Raw genomic sequence first — 17,435 nt, forward strand, 5'->3', positions numbered from 1 at the left:
ATGGTAAGTTGAAGCCAGCCCCGCGACCAGCATTCCCGGAACGAGGCCCTCTCCCATGTCTCGCGATCATCTACTCGTCATCGACCAGGGAACCACCAGCACCCGCGTCATCGTCTACGACCGGGATCTGAAGTCCAAGGGGATCGGCCAGGAGGAGGTCCCGCTCTCCTACCCGAGGCCGGGATGGGTCGAGCACGACCCGGCCGCGATCGAGGCGTCCGTGGGTGCCCAGGTCACGGCGGCCCTGATCAACGCCCGCGTCCGGGCCGAGCAGATCGCGGCCATCGGGATCACCAACCAGCGCGAGACCACCATCATCTGGGATCGGGAGAATGGCCAGCCGATCGCCCCCGCCCTGGTCTGGCAGGACCGCCGCACCACCGACATCTGCGACCGCCTGCGCGGCGAGGAGAAGTGGATCTCCAGGGCCACGGGGCTGGTCATCGATCCGTACTTCTCGGCCACAAAGATCGCCTGGCTCCTCGAAAACGTGGAAGGGGCCCGGCGCAGGGCCGAGGCCGGCGAGCTCGCCGCGGGGACCGTCGACACGCTCCTGATCCGCCACCTCACCGGCGGAGAGCACCTGACCGACGTCACGAATGCCTCCCGCACCCTGCTGATGGACCTCGAGACGGACCAATGGTCCGACGAACTCTGCAACGTCTTCGGCGTCCCCCGCTCGTTATTGGCCGAAATCCGCCCGAGCGCCGGGGACTTCGGCAAGACGCGGGGCCTGGACTACCTGCCCGACGGGATCCCCATCACGGGCGTCGCGGGCGATCAGCAGGCGTCCCTGTTCGGCCAGGGCTGCGTCCGCGACGGCCTCACCAAGTGTACGTTCGGCACGGGGGCCTTCCTCCTGGCCCACACCGGAGATCGGATCGTCCAGTCCAGGCACGGGCTGCTCGCCACCCGCGCGGCCACCGTGGGCGACGAGCCGGCCCAGTACGCCCTGGAGGGGAGCGTCTTCATCGCCGGCGCGGCCGTCCAGTGGTTCCGCGACGGCCTGAAGGTCATCCGATCGGCCTCGGAGATCGGCGACCTCGCCCTGAAGGGAGACCCGGAGACCGAGGTCGTCTTCGTCCCTGCTTTCACCGGGCTCGGCTCGCCCCATTGGCTGCCCGACACCCGCGGCACGATGTTCGGCCTGACCCGCGAGACGACCCTCGCCGACATCGCCCGCGCGGCGCTCGAAGGGGTCGCCTACCAGGTGGCCGACATGATCGAGGCGATCGAGGACGACCTCTCGGAGTTGCTCCCCGCGCTGAACGTCGACGGCGGCATGTCCCGATCCGACGCCTTCCTCGGCTTCCAGGCCGACGTGCTGGGTCGCCCCGTCGTCCGGAGCGCCGAGGTCGAGTCGACCGCGCTGGGGGCGGCGCTCCTCGCCGGGCTGGGGGTGGGCCTCTGGCCCGATCGCGAATCCGCGCTGGCGCTCCTGGCCTCGGGGGGACGGACGTTCAAGCCCACTCGAGACGCCGCTTGGCGATCCGTCGCGCTGGGACGCTGGAGGCGGGCCGTCGAGACGACCCGGGGTCACTACCGGCTCGGAGGCCGCTGAACCGCCACCACCGCCGGGACTCGACGGGCCGCGCGAAGGCGGCCCGCCAGCCAAAGGCACAGGACCGTGCTCGCCGCCGCCAGCCACCCCACGCGGTCGAAGTGGAGGATCGTTCCCCGCGGCCCGTTCGCCAGCATCCGGCCGCCGACGTCCGCCGCGACACCGGCGGCCAGGTGCTGCACCGCCGAGTTCGCGCTCATGAATCCCCCGCGCCGGGATGCCTCCACGCTGGAGGTGATCATCGCCATCGCCGGCACCGATCGGCTCGAACTGACGAGCATCATCACGCCGAACACCGCCGCCACGATCCACAGCGGCATGGGCCCCAGGTTCGTGACCACCAGCAGCATCACCATCGTGCACAGCGACATCAGCCGGAACACGCGCAGCTTGCCGAAGCGGTCGGCCGCCCGGCCGATCGCCGGCATCCCGAACAGCGTCAGCAGCCCGCCGACCATGTAGATCCAGAACAATTGCTCCTCGCGGAGCCCGGCGTTCGCCACGAGATACACGCTGATATACGGGAAGACGGTGAAGCCGCCGAACATCAGGCCGACCGTCAGCAGGAAGGCCGGGATGTGGTCGGAATGGCCGAACATGTCCACCAGGCGACGGATCAGCGAGACCCCCTCGACCCTGGCGACGTGCCCGCGCAGCGGCGGCAGGACGGCCATCGCCACGAAGAACACCGGCGTCCCGAGAGCCGCGAGGACCAGGAACGGCGTCTGCCAGCCGTGATCGGTCCCGAGCTTCAAGCCGACCGGCACCCCCAGGGCCGACGCCAGCGCGAACGCCGTCATGAGGACGCCCGTCGCCCAGCCCCGGCGATGTTCCGGCACCACGTCGCCGACGATCGCCAGCGCCAGGCCGCCGAGGATGCCGCCGAAGACGCCCGTCGCCACCCTCGCGGCGAGGAGCGTGGGGTAGTTCCACGCCAGCCCGCAGAGCAACGTCCCCAGGAGGAACCCGGCGTAGAGCGTGAGGAACGCCGCCTTCCGCCCGTATCGATCCATGAGGAACGACGCCACGAATCCGGCCACCCCCGCCGCGATCGTATAGGACGACACGATCCGCCCGAACTGATGCGGCGAGAGCCCCAGCACCCGCTCCAACTGCGGACCCAGCGGCATCACCAGCATGAAGTCGACGATGCTGGTGAACTGCACGGACGCCAGCATGAGGATCAGCGCCAGCTCTCGACGCCCTCCCCCCGGCTGGTCCCCGAACCCGCCATCCCGGCCCGCCTCGGAGGCGATCGAACCCGCCCCCCGCTCCGTCGCGACGCCATCCATTCGGAATTACCCCTCGGCCCCTACCGGTCCCACCCCCGCCCCGCCACGACAGACCCGAGACGGCGGGCGAGGTTCTCGCGCGGGCCCGAGATCAGGGGGACGACGGGACGATCTCGCCGCCGGCTCTGGTCGAGATCGCGCGCCACACCGCCCGATCGACGGGGTCGCCGATGAAGCCGACGTGGCCGTCGCCGAACAGGAGGTTCACGCCCCCCGGGTGCTTGCTCCTGGCGGCCATCCAGCCGGGGTTGTGATACGTGATGCAGTCCAGGCCCCGGCCGTTGGGCGTCTCGTGGTGATTATAGAGGGTGTTCAAGTAGTTGCCGTCCCACCACCCCGCCCCCTTGTTGAACAGCCACCCCAGCGGGGCCGCGGCGCAGGCCTCGTCGGTCAGCGGCGCCGACGCCCGCGCGAAGGCCCGCCCGGGTTCCGACGGCCGGGGGGTGGGCGTCGCCTGCGTGTACGGCCCGGCGATCCCCAGCAGGTGCTCCGAGGCCGCCGCCGTGGAACTCGTCCCGTCCAGGACGTCGCGGATCGAGAGCGACGGCCCCATCACGAACATGCCGTTCGCCCCGGCCGCGTCGCCGCCGTTGCCCCCGTCCCCCGAGCAGAAGGCATAGTTCGTCGGCCCCGAGTCCGGCATCGGCGGCGGCGCGCCGTCGCTGGGGCAGAGGAAAAGCGCGACTTGCGTCGCCATGGCCGTGGCGTTCGCCGGGTGGAACGGCCAGAACGCCGACGCCCCCGACGGCCGATAGCCGACCGCGAACTCGAAGTTCAGCGCGTCGAACAGCGCCCGCTGCTCCAGGAACGGCGTGAGCTGCGCCAGGACCGACCAGCGGTATTGCGACGTCGATGTCGTCGCCGGGACGGGCCGCGAGGGGACCAGGAAGCCGACCGGGAAGCCGCCCATGGCGTCGTGGTAATTGTGCAGCGCGATCCCGACCTGCTTCAGCTGGCTGACGCAGGTCGCGCGACGCGCCGCCTCCCGCGCGGCCTGGACCGCGGGGAGGAGAAGCGCGATCAGGATCGCGATGATCGCGATGACCACCAGCAGTTCGATGAGCGTGAAGCCGGCGCGCCGGTCACTTCGCGCCGACATACGCGACTCTCCAGATGGTCCCCGAGCCGTCGTCGGTCACCATGAGCGAGCCGTCCTTCGCCGTGGCGACGCCCACCGGACGGCCCCAGACGTTCCCCTCGGGGGTGACGAAGCCGACCAGGAAATCCTCGTAAACGCCCGTCGCCTTGCCGTCCTCGACGGGGACGCGGATGACCTTGTACCCCGTGCGCCTGGCGCGGTTCCACGAGCCGTGCTCGGCGGCGAAGATGTCGCCGCGATAACCCTCGGGGAACGCGTCGCCCTCGTAGAAGGCCAGGTCGAGCGAGGCGGAGTGAGATTGGACCAGCACGTCGGGCGTGATGACCTTGTCCTTCAGCTCCGGCCGCTTCCCCTCGTGTCGCGGGTCCTGATGGTCGCCGGTCAGGTAGTACCACGGCCACCCGTAGAAGCCCCCTTCCTTGACGTGGGTGATGTAGTCGGGCACGAGGTCGTCGCCCAGGCCGTCGCGCTCGTTCACCGAGGTCCAGAGCGTGCCGGTGGCGGGGTCGATCGCCAGGCCGACCGGGTTGCGGATGCCCCAGGCGTAGACCCGCTCGTTCTTGCCGTCGGGGTCGAACGCGAGGATCATGGCCCGACGCTTCTCGGTCTCGTCGTCGGTGACGTTCGATCGAGAGCCGACCGAGACGAAGAGGGTCTTGCCGTCGGGGGAGAACTGGAGGTCGCGGGTCCAGTGGCCGCCACCGCCGACGGACTCGTTGCCGCTGGGAATGTCGGCGACGATCGTCTCGGCCTCGCCAGTCGCCTTGAGGTCCCCGTTCTTGTAGGGGAAGCGGACGACGGAATCCGTGTTGCCGACGTAGACGTGCTCCGGCTCCGCGCCAACGGGGTGGAAGGCGATGCCGAAGGGACGGGTCAGGCCGGTGGCGAAGGTTTCGTTCACCTCGGGCTGGCCGTCGCCGTCGGCGTCGCGGAGGACGCGGACGCGGCCGGCGCGGCTCTCGGCCACGAACAGGTCGCCATTCGGGGCGGTTACGATGACGCGGGGCTCGCTCAGCCCGGTCGCGAACTTCGTGACCTCGAAGCCTTCCGGGGCCTTGGGCCAGGCCCCCTCGGGCTGCTTCACGACCTTCGGGCCGTTCTGGGCCGACGGGGTGTCGTAGGGGGTGGCCAGGTCGTCGAGCGTGATCTTGCGGCGGACGCCGGGGGCGTCGGTGGTCCAGTCGCCGAGGGCGTCCTTGCCCGCGAGGACCGGCGGCTCGTCGAAGGCGAGGGCACCGGGGCCGGCGAGGATCCAGGCTGCGATGGCGAGCGGGAGCACGTCGCGGAGGCGGGTCGTCATGGGGTCGTCCCGTCGGGGTCGTGAGGGTGTGAACGGCGTTGAACGGCGAGGGTGGACGGGGTCCATCGTGTGCGAATCGCGGGCCGATTTCCAGGGTCCCGTCGGCCCGGGAACGCGCGAGGGCCGCCGGACGGTGGGTCCGACGGCCCTCGTGGTCGTCACGGTTTCAGGGTCGCCGGCGGCCCGGCGTCATGTCGTCACTTGTCGCGCTGGCCGATGGCGCCCAGGGCGGCCTGGGCGGCGGCCAGGCGGGCGATCGGGACGCGGAACGGCGAGCAGGAGACGTAGTCCAGGCCGATCTTGTGGCAGAACGCGACGCTCTCCGGGTCGCCGCCGTGCTCGCCGCAGATGCCGACCTTCAGGTGCTGGCCGTGCTTCTCCTTGCGGGCGGCGCGGCCCTTCTGGGTCCCCATCTCGACCAGCACGCCGACGCCCGACTGGTCGAGCGTCTGGAACGGGTCGACCGGGAGGATCTTCTGCTCGACGTAGGTCGGCATGAACGAACCGATGTCGTCGCGGCTGAACCCGAAGGTGAGCTGCGTCAGGTCGTTGGTGCCGAAGGAGAAGAACTCGGCCTCCTCGGCGACCTGGTCGGCGGTGATGGCGGCGCGGGGGATCTCGATCATCGTCCCGATGAGGAACTCGACCCGGGTCCCGGCCTTCTCGAAGACCTGCTCGGCGACCTCCAGGGCCCGCTTCTTCAGGATCGACAGCTCCTCGACCGTGCCGATGAGCGGGATCATGATCTCCGGCAGGACCTTCTTGCCACGCTTGACGACCTCGACGGCCGCCTCGAGGATGGCGCGGACCTGCATGTCGCCGATCTCGGGGAACTTGATCGGCAGGCGGCAGCCGCGGAGGCCCAGCATCGGGTTGGCCTCGTGGAGCTGCTCGACCCGGCGCTTGATCTTCTCGACCGGGATGCCGAGCTGCCTGGCGACCTCGGACTGGCCGGCCTCGTCGTGCGGCAGGAACTCGTGCAGCGGCGGGTCGAGCAGGCGGATGGTGACCGGCAGGCCGTCCATCGCCTCGAAGATGCCGATGAAGTCCTCGCGCTGGTAGGGCTCCAGGGCGGCGAGGGCCTTCTGGCGGCCGGCGAGGTCGTCGGCGAGGATCATCTTGCGCATGTCGACGATGCGCTGGCCCTCGAAGAACATGTGCTCGGTGCGGCAGAGGCCGATCCCCTCGGCGCCGAACTCGCGGGCCTTCAGGGCGTCCGCCGGGGCGTCGGCGTTGGTCCGGATCTTCATGGTCCGGTGCTTGTCGGCCAGGCCCATCAGCTCGGCGAAGTGGCCGGACATGCTGGGGTCGACGGTCTCCACCTGGCCGACCATCACGTCGCCGGTCGTGCCGTTGATGGTCAGGTAGTCACCGACCTTCACGACGGTCTCGCCGATGGTGATCTTGCCGCCCTTCTCGTCGATCGCCACGGACTCGCAGCCGACGACGCAGGGCTTGCCCCAGCCGCGGGCGACGACCGCCGCGTGGCTGGCCTTGCCGCCGGTCGACGTCAGGATGCCGTTGGCGACGTGCATGCCGGCGACGTCCTCCGGGCTGGTCTCGCGGCGGACCAGCATGATCGGGACGCCCGGGTTGGCCTCGTGGTGGGCGACGGCCGCCTCGGCCGACAGGATCACGACGCCGCTGGCGGCGCCGGGGCTGGCGGCGATCCCCTGGGCGACCGGCTTGACCTTCGACTTGGGGTCGAGCTGCGGCAGCAGCAGGTGGTTCAGGCTGTCCGGGTTGACGCGCTTCAGGGCCGTCTTCTCGTCGATCAGCCCCTCCTTCAGCATCTCCACGGCGATCCGCACCGCGGCGGAGCCGGTCCGCTTGCCGGTCCGGGTCTGCAGCATGTAGAGGACGCCCTCCTCCACCGTGAACTCGACGTCCTGCATCTCCTTGTAGTGCCGCTCGAGCTTCTCGCGGATCTCCATGAGCTGCCCGTAGACCTTGGGCATCTCGTCGTTGAGCTGGGAGATCGGCTCGGGGGTCCGGATGCCGGCCACCACGTCCTCGCCCTGGGCGTTGATCAGGTAGTCGCCGTAGAAGACGTTCTCGCCGGTGTTCGGGTCGCGGGTGAACGCGACGCCCGTGCCGGAGTTCTGCCCGGTGTTGCCGAAGACCATCGCCTGGACGTTGACCGCCGTCCCCTTCAGCCCGGTGATCCGCTCGATCCGCCGGTACTGGACGGCCTTGTTCCCCATCCAGCTGTTGAAGACGGCCATGATGGCCTTCCACAGCTGGTCCTTGGCGTCCTGCGGGAACTCCTCGCCGACGTGCTTGGTGTAGACGGCCTTGTACCGCTTCACCAGCTCCTTCAGGTCGTCGGCCGAGAGGTCGGTGTCGAGCTTGACGCCCTTCTCTTCCTTCAGCGCGGTCAGCTCGTGCTCGAAGTGCTCGTGGTCCACGCCCATCGCCGTCGAGCCGAACATGTCGATCAGCCGGCGGTAGCCGTCGTAGGCGAACCGCGGGTTCGAGGTCTTCTTCGCCAGGCCCTCGACCGAGACGTCGGTCAGGCCCAGGTTGAGGATCGTGTTCATCATGCCCGGCATCGACAGCGCGGCGCCGGATCGCACGCTCAGCAGCAGCGGGTCGGACTGGTCGCCGAACTTCTTGCCCGTCAGCGACTCGACCTGCCTCAGCGCGTCCTCGACCTGCGGCCGGACGGCCTCCGGCAGCTTCTTGCCGGTCTCGTAGTATTCGTGGCAGACCTCGGTGGTGATCGTGAACCCCGGCGGGACGGGGATGCCGATCGAGCTCATCTCGGCGAGGTTGGCGCCCTTGCCGCCGAGCAGCTCCTTCATGTCGGACTTGCCCTCGGCCTTGCCGCCGCCGAAGGAATAGACGTACTTGGATTTGGGCGTGGACGTAGACGTGGACATCGGACTGGGAGACTCCTGGACTGGGCCAGACAAGGGCGCCCAACGGCCGTGGACGAGGCCGAAGCCGGGGCCTCGGAGCCCGCTTGATCGCCTCGACGTCGAGAAGGAAGGAGCCGGATCCGTCCGGCGGGGACGCCGACTCGGGTGGGGCCGCTGAACGAGGAAACGACGGCGAACCGCGGGCACGAGGCCGCGCCCGCCCGCCACCGGGGACGTTCAGGATCGTATCGTCTTGTCAAAATCCAAGTTAGCGTCCCGAGCCCGGCCCGTCAAGCGGGGACCCCCGGCGATCCGGCCCGACCGCCGGTCGGTCCCTCGCTCCCCCCTTCACCGGCCCGCAAGCCTCGCCGGGCCCATCCTCGCCCCGACGAGGAGCCGGGTCTCGGGGTTGTCGGATCGCCAGTCGCTCCACGACGTGGTGGGGAGCCGTTGGACCAGCGGGAGGGTCTTCCCCTTGAGCTTGCCGCTGAACGCGGCCAGGGCATCGCCTCGCTCCACCCACAGGCTCTCCGTGCCGCGGTCGTACAGGACGTGCCGACGGCCCAGCGAGAACCCGCTGGACGCCAGCAGGATCCGGCCGCCGTCGACGCTCGCGTCGTACACGGAGACGTCCGCCGCCCCCTCCGCGCCCCGGAATGGGTCGTGGTGGACGAGCCGCGGGACGCCGTCGATGACGTCGTTGACGACCAGCACCTTCCCCAGCACGATCCTGGGGTAGGCGCGGGCGCTCTTCCCGATCGTCAGCCCCGCCACGTCGGCCTCCTCGGGCATGCGGGCCCAGATCTCGCCGCCGTCGGCCTCGACGTCGGGATCGTCGATGGCGCGGGCCACGTCCCGGCCGATCGGGAGCCCCAGCGCCGCCGGGTCGCAGTCCCCCACCGCCAGCTTGAACCACTGGTGTCCCTGGGCCCCCTTCCACCCCGCCCAGACGAAGAGGTTGGTGCCCTCCGTCCGACGCCATGGATCGGGAGGCATGGCCTTGGAGATCGCCGGGTAGATGTTGCGGAAGCCGATCACCGCGCTCGAGGCGACGTAGCGTTCCTCCTCCATCAACATCGACCACTCGTGCCAGACTCGCCGGCCGAGGGTCGCGGCCGTCGCGGTCAGGGCGACGATCAGCACGGCCGCCAGGGCGGATCGCGCCAGGTTCCGGGGGGGCGCCGTCGCGCCCAGGGTGTGTCGCGGGTCGAGGGGAGACGAGGCCGATGCGTGCGGTCGCATGACAGGAGCCCTCCGAAGCCTTCCGGACGAGCATTCGCCGCGTTTGGAGAGAGATGAGCCGCGTCGTTATCCCAGACTCGCCCCCTCGGCGTCAATGATCGAACGCATTTCGATGCCAGGAATCCGAACGCGCCTCCGTTGATCGCGCCCGTCCGCGACGAGGCTCGGTGGCTTTGTTCGTCGGGACGAGCTTCGCGCAGCGTCGGACCTAACTCCTTAATCCTCAAACCTTTGACCTGCGTGTCGGCTTGGCTTCGTTCGTCGATTTCGAACATGTTTTCCGGCGACCGTCGCCGGTCGCGCGGGGCGGGGAATGGTCGCCACGGCTCCCTCGCAATGTCACTCAACCGGCCCGAAATCCTCCCCCGCCCTCAGGAGCGGTCGTCGTCGCCAGCCGGGTCGGGGCCACGCGTCGCGACCCGAAAGACCATCGAGGCCATCGCGGACAGCCCGATCACGGCCGAGGGCCGACATGGCGCGCGGCTTCGGCTTGTCGATTCCCTTCATTCGAATTGCCAAGGATCCGCGGAGTGAAGCTCTCCACCTTGTCCATGCATACGAATGGGGAGGAGAAAATCCGCGATCCAGCCCGATCGACCTAAATAATTGCCGGACCGTGGCTTACGACTTCGAGAATTCCCCGGAATTTGATATAAAGAGCGAGACGAGACGGATTCATCGCTCCGGGAACGCTCCAGACGCGCGACGAGGCCGCCGGGGGTGCCGGCGGCCTCGCGATGGGTCGAGATTTCGGAAAGGATCGGGGCGAGGCTCAGGCCTTGGCCTCGGCCTGCACCTTCTTGACGACCTCTTCCTGGAGCCGCGAGGGGAGCTTCTGGTACTTGAGGAACTCCATGCTGAAGCCCCCCTTCCCCTGGGTCATGCTGCGGAGGTCGTTGGAGTAGCCGAACATCTCGCTGAGCGGGACTTCGGCCGAGATGACGGTGTAGCCCGAGCGGCTCTCGGTGCCGAGGATGACGCCCCGCTTGGAGGAGAGGGCGCCGGTGACGGGGCCCTGGAACTCCGTCGGGATCTCGACCTCGACGATCATGATCGGCTCCAGCAGGACCGGCTCGGCCTTGCGGAACGTCTCGCGGAAGCAGTCGCGGGCGCAGATCTCGAAGGCCATGGTCGAGGAGTCGACGTCGTGGTACGAGCCGTCGTCCAGGGTCATCTGGACGCCCATGACCTCGTAGCCGGCGACGGGGCCCTTGCGCATCGACTCGCGGAAGCCCTTCTCGACCGAGGGGATGTACTCGTTCGGGATCCGGCCGCCGGTGACCTTGTTCTCGAAGACGAAGGGCTCGGGGTTCTGCGGGTCGAGCGGCACGAGCTTGCCGACGACGTGGGCGTACTGGCCGGAGCCGCCGGTCTGCTTCTTGTGCTTGTAGTTGAACGGGGTCTCGCGGGTCGGGGCCTCGCGATAGCTCACCTTCGGCATGCCGACGGTGCAGTCGACCTTGTACTCGCGGCGGATGCGCTCGACGTAGATCTCCAGGTGCAGCTCGCCCATGCCGGAGATGATCGTCTCGCTGGTCTCCGGGTCGACATGGACGCGGAACGTGGGGTCCTCTCGCATGAAGCGGTTGAGGGCCTTGGAGAGCTTGTCGTAGTCGCCCCGCTTGTGGGGCTGGATCGACAGGTCGATGACCGGCTCGGCGGCGTAGATGCTCTCCAGCGAGAGGTTCGACCCCTCGGCGCAGTACGTGTCGCCGGTGGCGCACTCGAGCCCCATGACGGCGACGATGTCGCCGGCGGTGGCGGCGTCGATGTCTTCCTTCTCGTCGGCGTGGACGCGGAGGATGCGGCTGATGCGGGCGCGCTTCTTCTGGCGGGAGTTGTAGTAGAACGTCCCCTTCTTCAGCGTGCCCTGATAGATCCGCATGTACGTGACCTGGCCGAACGCCTCCTCGACCAGCTTGAACGCCATGGCGACGAGAGGGGCCTCGGGGTCCGTGGTGAGCGGGACCTCCTGCATCTCGTTGTCGTTGTCCTTGGCGCTGACCTCGCGGTCCAGCGGGCTGGGGAGGTAGCGGCAGACGGCGTCCAGCAGGGGCTGGATCCCCTTGTTGCGGTACGCGGTCCCGACCAGGACCGGGCAGAGCTGCTGGGCGATGGTGCCGGCGCGGATCGTGTCGTGGATCAGCTCGAGAGGGACCTCCTGCTCCTCCAGGAGCAGCTCCATGATCTCGTCGGAGATCATCGAGAGGGCCTCCAGCATCCCCTGGCGGGCGCGGGCGGCCTCGGCGGCGAACTCGGCCGGGATCTCCTCCGAGCGGACCTCCTCGCCCTTCTCGCCGTCGAAGTACAGGGCCTTGCGATTGATCAGGTCGATCACGCCCTGGAAGTTGGACTCGGCGCCCATCGGGAGCTGCAGCGGCAGCGTCGTCAGGCCGAGCTTCGACTCGAGCTGGCCGATCACGTTGGAGGGGTTGGCCCCGGTGCGGTCCATCTTGTTGATGAACGCCAGCCGCGGCACGTTGTACCGCTTCATCTGGCGGTCGACCGTGATCGACTGCGACTGCACGCCGGCGACGGAGCAGAGGACCAGGACGGCGCCGTCGAGCACGCGCAGCGACCGCTCCACCTCGACGGTGAAGTCGACGTGGCCGGGCGTGTCGATGATGTTGATCACGTTGTCGTGCCAGCGGACCGTGGTGGCCGCCGACGAGATCGTGATCCCGCGCTCCTTCTCCAGCTCCATGTGGTCCATCACCGCGCCTTCGCCCTTGACCTCCTTGAGCACGTGGGTCCGGCCGGTGTAATACAGCATCCGCTCGGTGAGTGTGGTCTTGCCCGAATCGATGTGGGCCGAGATGCCGATGTTCCGCAGGCTTCGCAGATTTTCCATGGTCCGATTACGTCTCAACGGTCGCGGGATGGGTGGAACGCCCGTCCCGCGACCTGTTTAACCACACATCGTTCTCATCGAGACGGGACCGGTCCGATTCGTCTGTTCCAGCAACGAAGCGGCGGCCAGCCGGGGGAAAGCAAGGCGCACCAGGCACGGTAGGCCGAGGCCGCCTGATACGGGATCGGGTGGGATCCGGGGAGGTCGAGCGCTCAAGACGAACAATCCTATCAACGTCTCCGGGGTCGTCAAGGCGGATTCACGACGCGCGGACGATTCGAATCATTCGATCCTGGCGAACGGCCCGTCGCCCCGTTACCGTGCATGGAGGCCCGATTCACTCCGTTCGCCGCCCCGGTCCCCATTTCGGGAGGCCACGCCGATGCCCGCGACCTTGACAGTCCGCGACGAGACCCCCGCCGGGGGCGTCTCGCAAGAATGGTCCCTGGAATTCCTGAACGAGACGATCACCGTCCGCGACCTGATCCGCGAAAGAGTCTATCAGGAGGTCCAGGATCACAACGCCCGCGAGCGAGCCGCCGGCCCCTACCGGGGCCTGGTCCAGCCCGAGGGGTATGAGCAGGCCCTCAACGGCCCGAGGGCCGGCGGCAAGCCCCGCCCGATCGACTGGAAGAAACAATACGAGCGGGCGCTCGGGGCGTTCGACGCGAACCAGATCTTGATCCTGATCGACGACCGCCAGGCCGAATCGCTCGACCAGACCTTCACCATCGGACCGAAGTCCGTCGTCACCTTCCTCCGCCTCACCCTGCTGGTGGGGGGCTGAGCCGATGGGCCAGGACCAGGCGACCGCCCCGGAAGAGGTCGTGGAGGGGCTGATCGACGCTCTGCTCGCCGAGGAGTGCAGAGGGAAGTACGGGTACACATACGGGATCGAGTTGAAGGACACCCAGGTCGGGCCGGGGCTATTGGCCCTCGACAGGGACACGCAGGCCGCGGCCGTCGGCCGCCTCCTGGAGCGGCTGGCCGAGGCCGACCGAAGCCTGGAGGAGATTCGGGCCGGTGCCGGCAACCCGCGCAATCCGCACTCGGACGCGCGCTGGGGGCCGGCCTTGATCCGTCGTCAGCTCGCCGAGGTCGCCTTGAGGGCCCTGCTCCGGCGCAAGCTGCCGCTCTCGGACGGGACGCTGAAGGCGATCCTGGGCTGGCTGACCACGTCCTACGCGGTGAACTCCTACTGGATCCCGCTGGCAGGCATCGCGTCGGCCTTCGAGGATCGGGCCGCCGCCGGGCCGTTGGGGGACGAACTGGCCGACGCTGTCGAGACGGCGATCGCCAAACTGTCCGCCGACACGCGCGACGCCGGCTGCCGCAAGGCCGCCGACCGGTTGGCCAGGTTGACCGGGCGAGAGCCCGGGGCGCGTCTCATCCTGGGCGAGGCCTGGTCCGACGTCGCCATCGCCGACCTGGCCGCGATGGAGCCCGAGCGTCGCCAGAGATGGTCGTCGCTCCTGATCTCCTGCCAGGAAGCCGGGGGAGGCAAGCCGACCGCCAGATGGTTGAAGGGCGTCCCCGCGCTGGTCGAGGCCGTGGGCTTCGACGACTTCAAGGGGCGGCTCCTGACGTGGCTGCCGCTGGTCGATCGGCCCCGGACTCAATCGAGGCCGCGCGGGCAGGCATGGGAACCGTCCCATGACGACCTGATCGAGCCCCATCATGTCAATATGCTCAAGGGCCTGGCCTGGTGCGCCGCGATGTCCGCCGACCGCGATCTTGCGCGGTCGCTCGCCGGGCTGGCGCTCTCCAGCTACCGCAAGGTTCCGGGCAAGGGGCCGCGGCTGGTCTCGCTGGGGAACGCGGCCGTCGCCGCGCTCGGGATGATGCCTGGGCTGGACGCCGTCGGGCAGCTCGCCTTGCTGAAGGTGAAGATCAAGTTCGGCACCGCCCAGAAGGAGGTCGAGAAGGCGCTGGACGCCGCCGCGAGGCGCGAGGGGCTGCCGCGGGACGAGGTCGAGGAGATGGCCGTCCCCGCGTACGGCATGGAGGAGGTCGGGCGGCGTCGGGAGGAACTCGGGGAATACGTCGCCGAGATCTTGGCCGAGGGGCGCGACGCCTCGCTGAGGTGGTCGAAGGCGGCCGACGGCAAGCCCCTCAAGTCGGTCCCCGCCGCGGTCAAGAAGGAGCACGCCGACGATTTGAAGGAGCTACAGGGGGCGGTCAAGGACATCGGCAAGATGCTGACCGCCCAGCGCGAGCGGATCGACGGCCTGTTCCTGGTCCGCAAGCCCTGGCCGTTCGAGGCGTGGCGGGGACGCTACCGGGATCACCCGCTCGTCGGCGTGATCGCCCGGCGGCTGATCTGGCGGTTTGAATCCGACGACCGGACGGTCGACGGGGCCTGGCTCGACGGCCGGATGGTCGACGCGCATGATTGGCCGCTGGACGGCCTGGAAGCGTCGACGGTCGGCCTGTGGCACCCGATCGGCCGGACGATCGAGGAGGTCACGGCCTGGCGCGACTGGCTCGACCGCCACCAGATCCGCCAGCCGTTCAAGCAGGCCCACCGCGAGGTCTACGTCCTGACCGACGCGGAGCGCAACACGCGCGTCTACTCCAACCGCTTCGCCGCGCACGTCCTGCGGCAGCATCAGTACCACGCCCTCTGCGCCAACCGGGGTTGGAAGAACCGCCTGCGGCTTATGGTCGACGACTCCTACCCGGCGACCAGCAAGGATCTCCCCGAGTGGGGCCTGCGCGCCGAGTTCTGGGTGGAGGGGATCGGCGAGGAATACGGCCGCGACTCGACCGAGTCCGGCGCCTATCTGCACCTGTCGACCGATCAGGTCCGGTTCTACGAGATCGCCGCCCCCCAGCGTCAAGCGCACGCGGGGGGAGGCGGGTATTCGACGGGCTGGAACGGCCGGGACGACGCCGAGCCCGTGCCGCTGGAACGCGTGCCGCCGCTGGTGCTGTCGGAAGTCCTGCGGGACGTCGACCTGTTCGTCGGCGTGGCGAGCGTCGGCAACGACCCGACCTGGGCCGACGGCGGCCCCGGAGGGCGTCACGTCGACTACTGGCAACGCTACAGCTTCGGCGACTTGACAGCCAACGGCCAGACCCGCAAGGCCGTCCTGGAGCGACTGATCCCCCGGCTCAAGATCGGCCCGCGATGCTCGTTCAGCGACAGGTTCCTGGTCGTCAAGGGGGACCTGCGGACGTACAAGATCCACCTCGGCAGCGGCAACATCCTGATGGAGCCCAACGACCAGTACCTCTGCATCGTCCCCAAGCGCTCGGCCGCCGAGCCGGACGGCGGCGTCTTCCTCCCGTTCGAGGGGGACGCCACCCTCTCCATCATCCTCAGCAAGGCGATGATGCTCGCCGACGATCGCAAGATCGCCGACCCGACCATCGTCAGCCAGATCAAGCGATAACGAGGCCGCGACGACATGACGACCTGGACGGGGCGGAAGGCTCGACTTTTATCGATCGTCGCGTGCGCCTGCCTGGCGACGACGGGCCTCGCCCCCGGCGACGGCGATGGGCCGGCGGTCGCGGATGGCTGCGCGATCGCCCACGGCGGCATCACGCGCGGGCCGACTTCGGCGAAGCGGCTCGCGTTGGTCTTCACCGGGCATGAGTTCGCCGAGGGATGCGAGACGATCCTCGACGAGTTGGCCCGGCACCGCGCCCGGGGGTCGTTTTTCCTCACCGGCGATTTCCTGGCGAACCCGAGGTTCGAGCCGCTGGTCAAGCGCATCGTGGCCGAGGGGCACTACCTGGGCCCGCACTCGGACAAGCATCTCCTCTATTGCGACTGGGGTCCGGACCGTAAGCGGCTGGTGTCGCGCGAGACGTTCGACGCCGATCTATCGGCCAACCTGGCGAAGGTCGCCCGCTTCGCGCCCGAGCCCCCCGTCTATTTCCTCCCTCCCTACGAGCATTATGACGCGGAGATCGCGCGCTGGACCTCCGCGAGGGGGATGCGCCTGGTTAACTTCACGACCGGCACCCGCTCCAACGCCGACTACACCGAGGACGACGCCCGGAACTTCGTGCCGTCGCGGGAGATTTTCGAAAGCATCCTCCGTCGCGAGCGGGACGATCCGCATGGCCTGAACGGCTTCCTGCTGCTCCTCCACGTCGGGACCAGTCCGAAGCGAACCGATAAGTTCTCCGCCCGCTTCGGGGAGCTGCTAGACCGCCTCGCGGATCGCGGCTACGCCTTCGCCCGGGTGGACGAGTTGCTCGCCCCCGGCGAGGCCGCCGGCCGGTGAGTCCCCGGGAGCGCGGATCGACGATTTCAGGAATTCCGGAAATCGGGGGCGAAATTTGGGGGGGATTGTGTACTCTTTCTGTATCCGCCCCCTTGCCGGACCCACGGCGAGGATCTCGAAGAAAGTCCGCCCCGAGCCGGGTCGCGTCCCCCGCGAGCCGCGATTCGGGGGCTCCATCCTCCCCGCAGTCCCAGGCCCCGGAATGAAGTCCGCCGAACCCCCCGCGAGGTCAGGTCGTCGCATCGCGACGACTCCGGCTTTTTCCACGAACGTGCCGAGCCCGTGGGCCCTCGTCCCGGGCCTCGCGCAATGGTCGGCGGGGCGACGCTCCCGCGGCGCGACGATGGCGGCGGCCTACGTCGGCGCGGCGGCCGGTGCCGTGGTGCTGTGGGGGACCCCGTCGATGTGGTTCCTCCTCGTCGCCGCGATCGCCGTGCAGACGCTCGGATGGGTCGACGCGGCGCGGCTGAACCCGTTCTGCGGCATGACCCCGACGCCCGTCCTCGCGGCGACCGGCGTGGGGTTCGGCCTGGCCCTGCACGCCCCCCTCTTCGGCCTGCTCTCGCTGGTGGCCTGGCCTAGCTACGGGCCGGATCCCGACGAGGGCTCATACCTGGTCAACCGGCTGGCCTACAAGGAGAGCCTGCCCGAGCGCGGCCAGTGGGTCTGGCTCGACGGCTCGGTCACGGGCATCCAGAGCGCCGCGAGGGTCGTGGCCGTGGGGGGACAGGAGGTCCAGTGGACCGGTCGACGGTGGCTGGTCGACGGCGAGCCCGCCGCGCTCGGGCCGTCCGCGGGGCAGCCCGTCTATCCCCGCCCATTCAGCTTCCGGGTCCCCGGCAACCACGTCTTGATCGACCCGGAGACCCGCGCCCGCCCCGGCGAGGACCGCGCCCAGCTCATCATGGTGGAGAGCGGGCACATCACGGGTAGGGTCTGGGCGCGAAGCCCGCTTTGGGAGGGTCGCCTCCTCTGACCTGATCCGATCGGG

11 protein-coding genes are annotated in these 17,435 nt (G+C 69.1%); 5 read left to right on the top strand and 6 right to left on the bottom strand.

What is annotated here, in order from left to right; translation table 11 throughout:
• Window positions 1-55 precede the first annotated feature (55 nt).
• A complete protein-coding gene (glpK, locus tag WG209_RS11590) occupies window positions 56-1,561 on the top strand; it encodes a glycerol kinase GlpK (protein WP_337175202.1) in 1,506 nt (501 codons plus the stop codon).
• Here the strand turns inward: glpK and WG209_RS11595 are convergent.
• The 6 genes from WG209_RS11595 to fusA form a co-directional block, all read right to left on the bottom strand.
• Entirely contained in the window at window positions 1,540-2,853 is a 1,314-nt protein-coding gene (locus WG209_RS11595; protein ID WP_337175203.1) for an MFS transporter, read from the bottom strand. The genes glpK and WG209_RS11595 overlap by 22 nt on opposite strands.
• A gap of 91 nt (window positions 2,854-2,944) precedes the next feature.
• Window positions 2,945-3,952 (bottom strand): DUF1559 domain-containing protein, encoded by a 1,008-nt coding sequence (locus WG209_RS11600; RefSeq protein WP_337175204.1) that lies wholly within the window; start codon window positions 3,950-3,952, stop codon window positions 2,945-2,947.
• Complete coding sequence (locus WG209_RS11605; protein WP_337175205.1) at window positions 3,936-5,252, bottom strand: sorbosone dehydrogenase family protein; 1,317 nt, start codon at window positions 5,250-5,252, stop codon at window positions 3,936-3,938. Before WG209_RS11605 ends, WG209_RS11600 begins: the two co-directional genes overlap by 17 nt.
• A gap of 197 nt (window positions 5,253-5,449) precedes the next feature.
• Window positions 5,450-8,134: a pyruvate, phosphate dikinase gene (gene ppdK / locus WG209_RS11610; protein ID WP_337175206.1), complete on the bottom strand. Its 2,685-nt coding sequence runs from the start codon at window positions 8,132-8,134 to the stop codon at window positions 5,450-5,452.
• A 327-nt stretch (window positions 8,135-8,461) separates the two neighbouring features.
• Window positions 8,462-9,355: a DUF3179 domain-containing (seleno)protein gene (locus tag WG209_RS11615; protein WP_337175207.1), complete on the bottom strand. Its 894-nt coding sequence runs from the start codon at window positions 9,353-9,355 to the stop codon at window positions 8,462-8,464.
• Between the two features lie 772 nt (window positions 9,356-10,127).
• A complete protein-coding gene (fusA, locus tag WG209_RS11620; RefSeq protein ID WP_337175208.1) occupies window positions 10,128-12,206 on the bottom strand; it encodes an elongation factor G in 2,079 nt (692 codons plus the stop codon).
• A gap of 382 nt (window positions 12,207-12,588) precedes the next feature.
• On the opposite strand from fusA, the gene WG209_RS11625 reads away from it, so the two are divergent.
• The 4 genes from WG209_RS11625 to WG209_RS11640 all read left to right on the top strand — a co-directional run bounded on the left by WG209_RS11625 (window position 12,589) and on the right by WG209_RS11640 (window position 17,420).
• On the top strand, window positions 12,589-12,993 hold the full coding sequence (locus tag WG209_RS11625; protein WP_337175209.1) for a hypothetical protein: 405 nt from the start codon (window positions 12,589-12,591) through the stop codon (window positions 12,991-12,993).
• Window positions 12,994-12,997: 4 nt separating this feature from the next.
• Entirely contained in the window at window positions 12,998-15,601 is a 2,604-nt protein-coding gene (locus tag WG209_RS11630) for a DUF4132 domain-containing protein (protein WP_337175210.1), read from the top strand.
• 15 nt (window positions 15,602-15,616) lie between these two features.
• Window positions 15,617-16,444 (top strand): polysaccharide deacetylase family protein, encoded by an 828-nt coding sequence (locus tag WG209_RS11635; protein ID WP_337175211.1) that lies wholly within the window; start codon window positions 15,617-15,619, stop codon window positions 16,442-16,444.
• Between the two features lie 343 nt (window positions 16,445-16,787).
• Complete coding sequence (locus WG209_RS11640; protein WP_337175212.1) at window positions 16,788-17,420, top strand: hypothetical protein; 633 nt, start codon at window positions 16,788-16,790, stop codon at window positions 17,418-17,420.
• Window positions 17,421-17,435 lie beyond the last annotated feature (15 nt).

The organism is Paludisphaera sp., assembly GCF_037189885.1.
Lineage (GTDB): Bacteria > Planctomycetota > Planctomycetia > Isosphaerales > Isosphaeraceae > Paludisphaera.

What these genes read in the sequence shown, in the direction of transcription:
- WG209_RS11600 (WP_337175204.1), bottom strand. Translation starts at nt 3,952, where the DNA reads ATGTCGGCGCGAAGTGACCGGCGCGCCGGCTTCACGCTCATCGAACTG.
- WG209_RS11615 (WP_337175207.1), bottom strand. Translation starts at nt 9,355, where the DNA reads ATGCGACCGCACGCATCGGCCTCGTCTCCCCTCGACCCGCGACACACC.
- WG209_RS11605 (WP_337175205.1), bottom strand. Translation starts at nt 5,252, where the DNA reads ATGACGACCCGCCTCCGCGACGTGCTCCCGCTCGCCATCGCAGCCTGG.
- fusA (WP_337175208.1), bottom strand. Translation starts at nt 12,206, where the DNA reads ATGGAAAATCTGCGAAGCCTGCGGAACATCGGCATCTCGGCCCACATC.
- ppdK (WP_337175206.1), bottom strand. Translation starts at nt 8,134, where the DNA reads ATGTCCACGTCTACGTCCACGCCCAAATCCAAGTACGTCTATTCCTTC.
- WG209_RS11595 (WP_337175203.1), bottom strand. Translation starts at nt 2,853, where the DNA reads ATGGATGGCGTCGCGACGGAGCGGGGGGCGGGTTCGATCGCCTCCGAG.
- WG209_RS11630 (WP_337175210.1), top strand. Translation starts at nt 12,998, where the DNA reads ATGGGCCAGGACCAGGCGACCGCCCCGGAAGAGGTCGTGGAGGGGCTG.
- glpK (WP_337175202.1), top strand. Translation starts at nt 56, where the DNA reads ATGTCTCGCGATCATCTACTCGTCATCGACCAGGGAACCACCAGCACC.
- WG209_RS11625 (WP_337175209.1), top strand. Translation starts at nt 12,589, where the DNA reads ATGCCCGCGACCTTGACAGTCCGCGACGAGACCCCCGCCGGGGGCGTC.
- WG209_RS11635 (WP_337175211.1), top strand. Translation starts at nt 15,617, where the DNA reads ATGACGACCTGGACGGGGCGGAAGGCTCGACTTTTATCGATCGTCGCG.
- WG209_RS11640 (WP_337175212.1), top strand. Translation starts at nt 16,788, where the DNA reads ATGGCGGCGGCCTACGTCGGCGCGGCGGCCGGTGCCGTGGTGCTGTGG.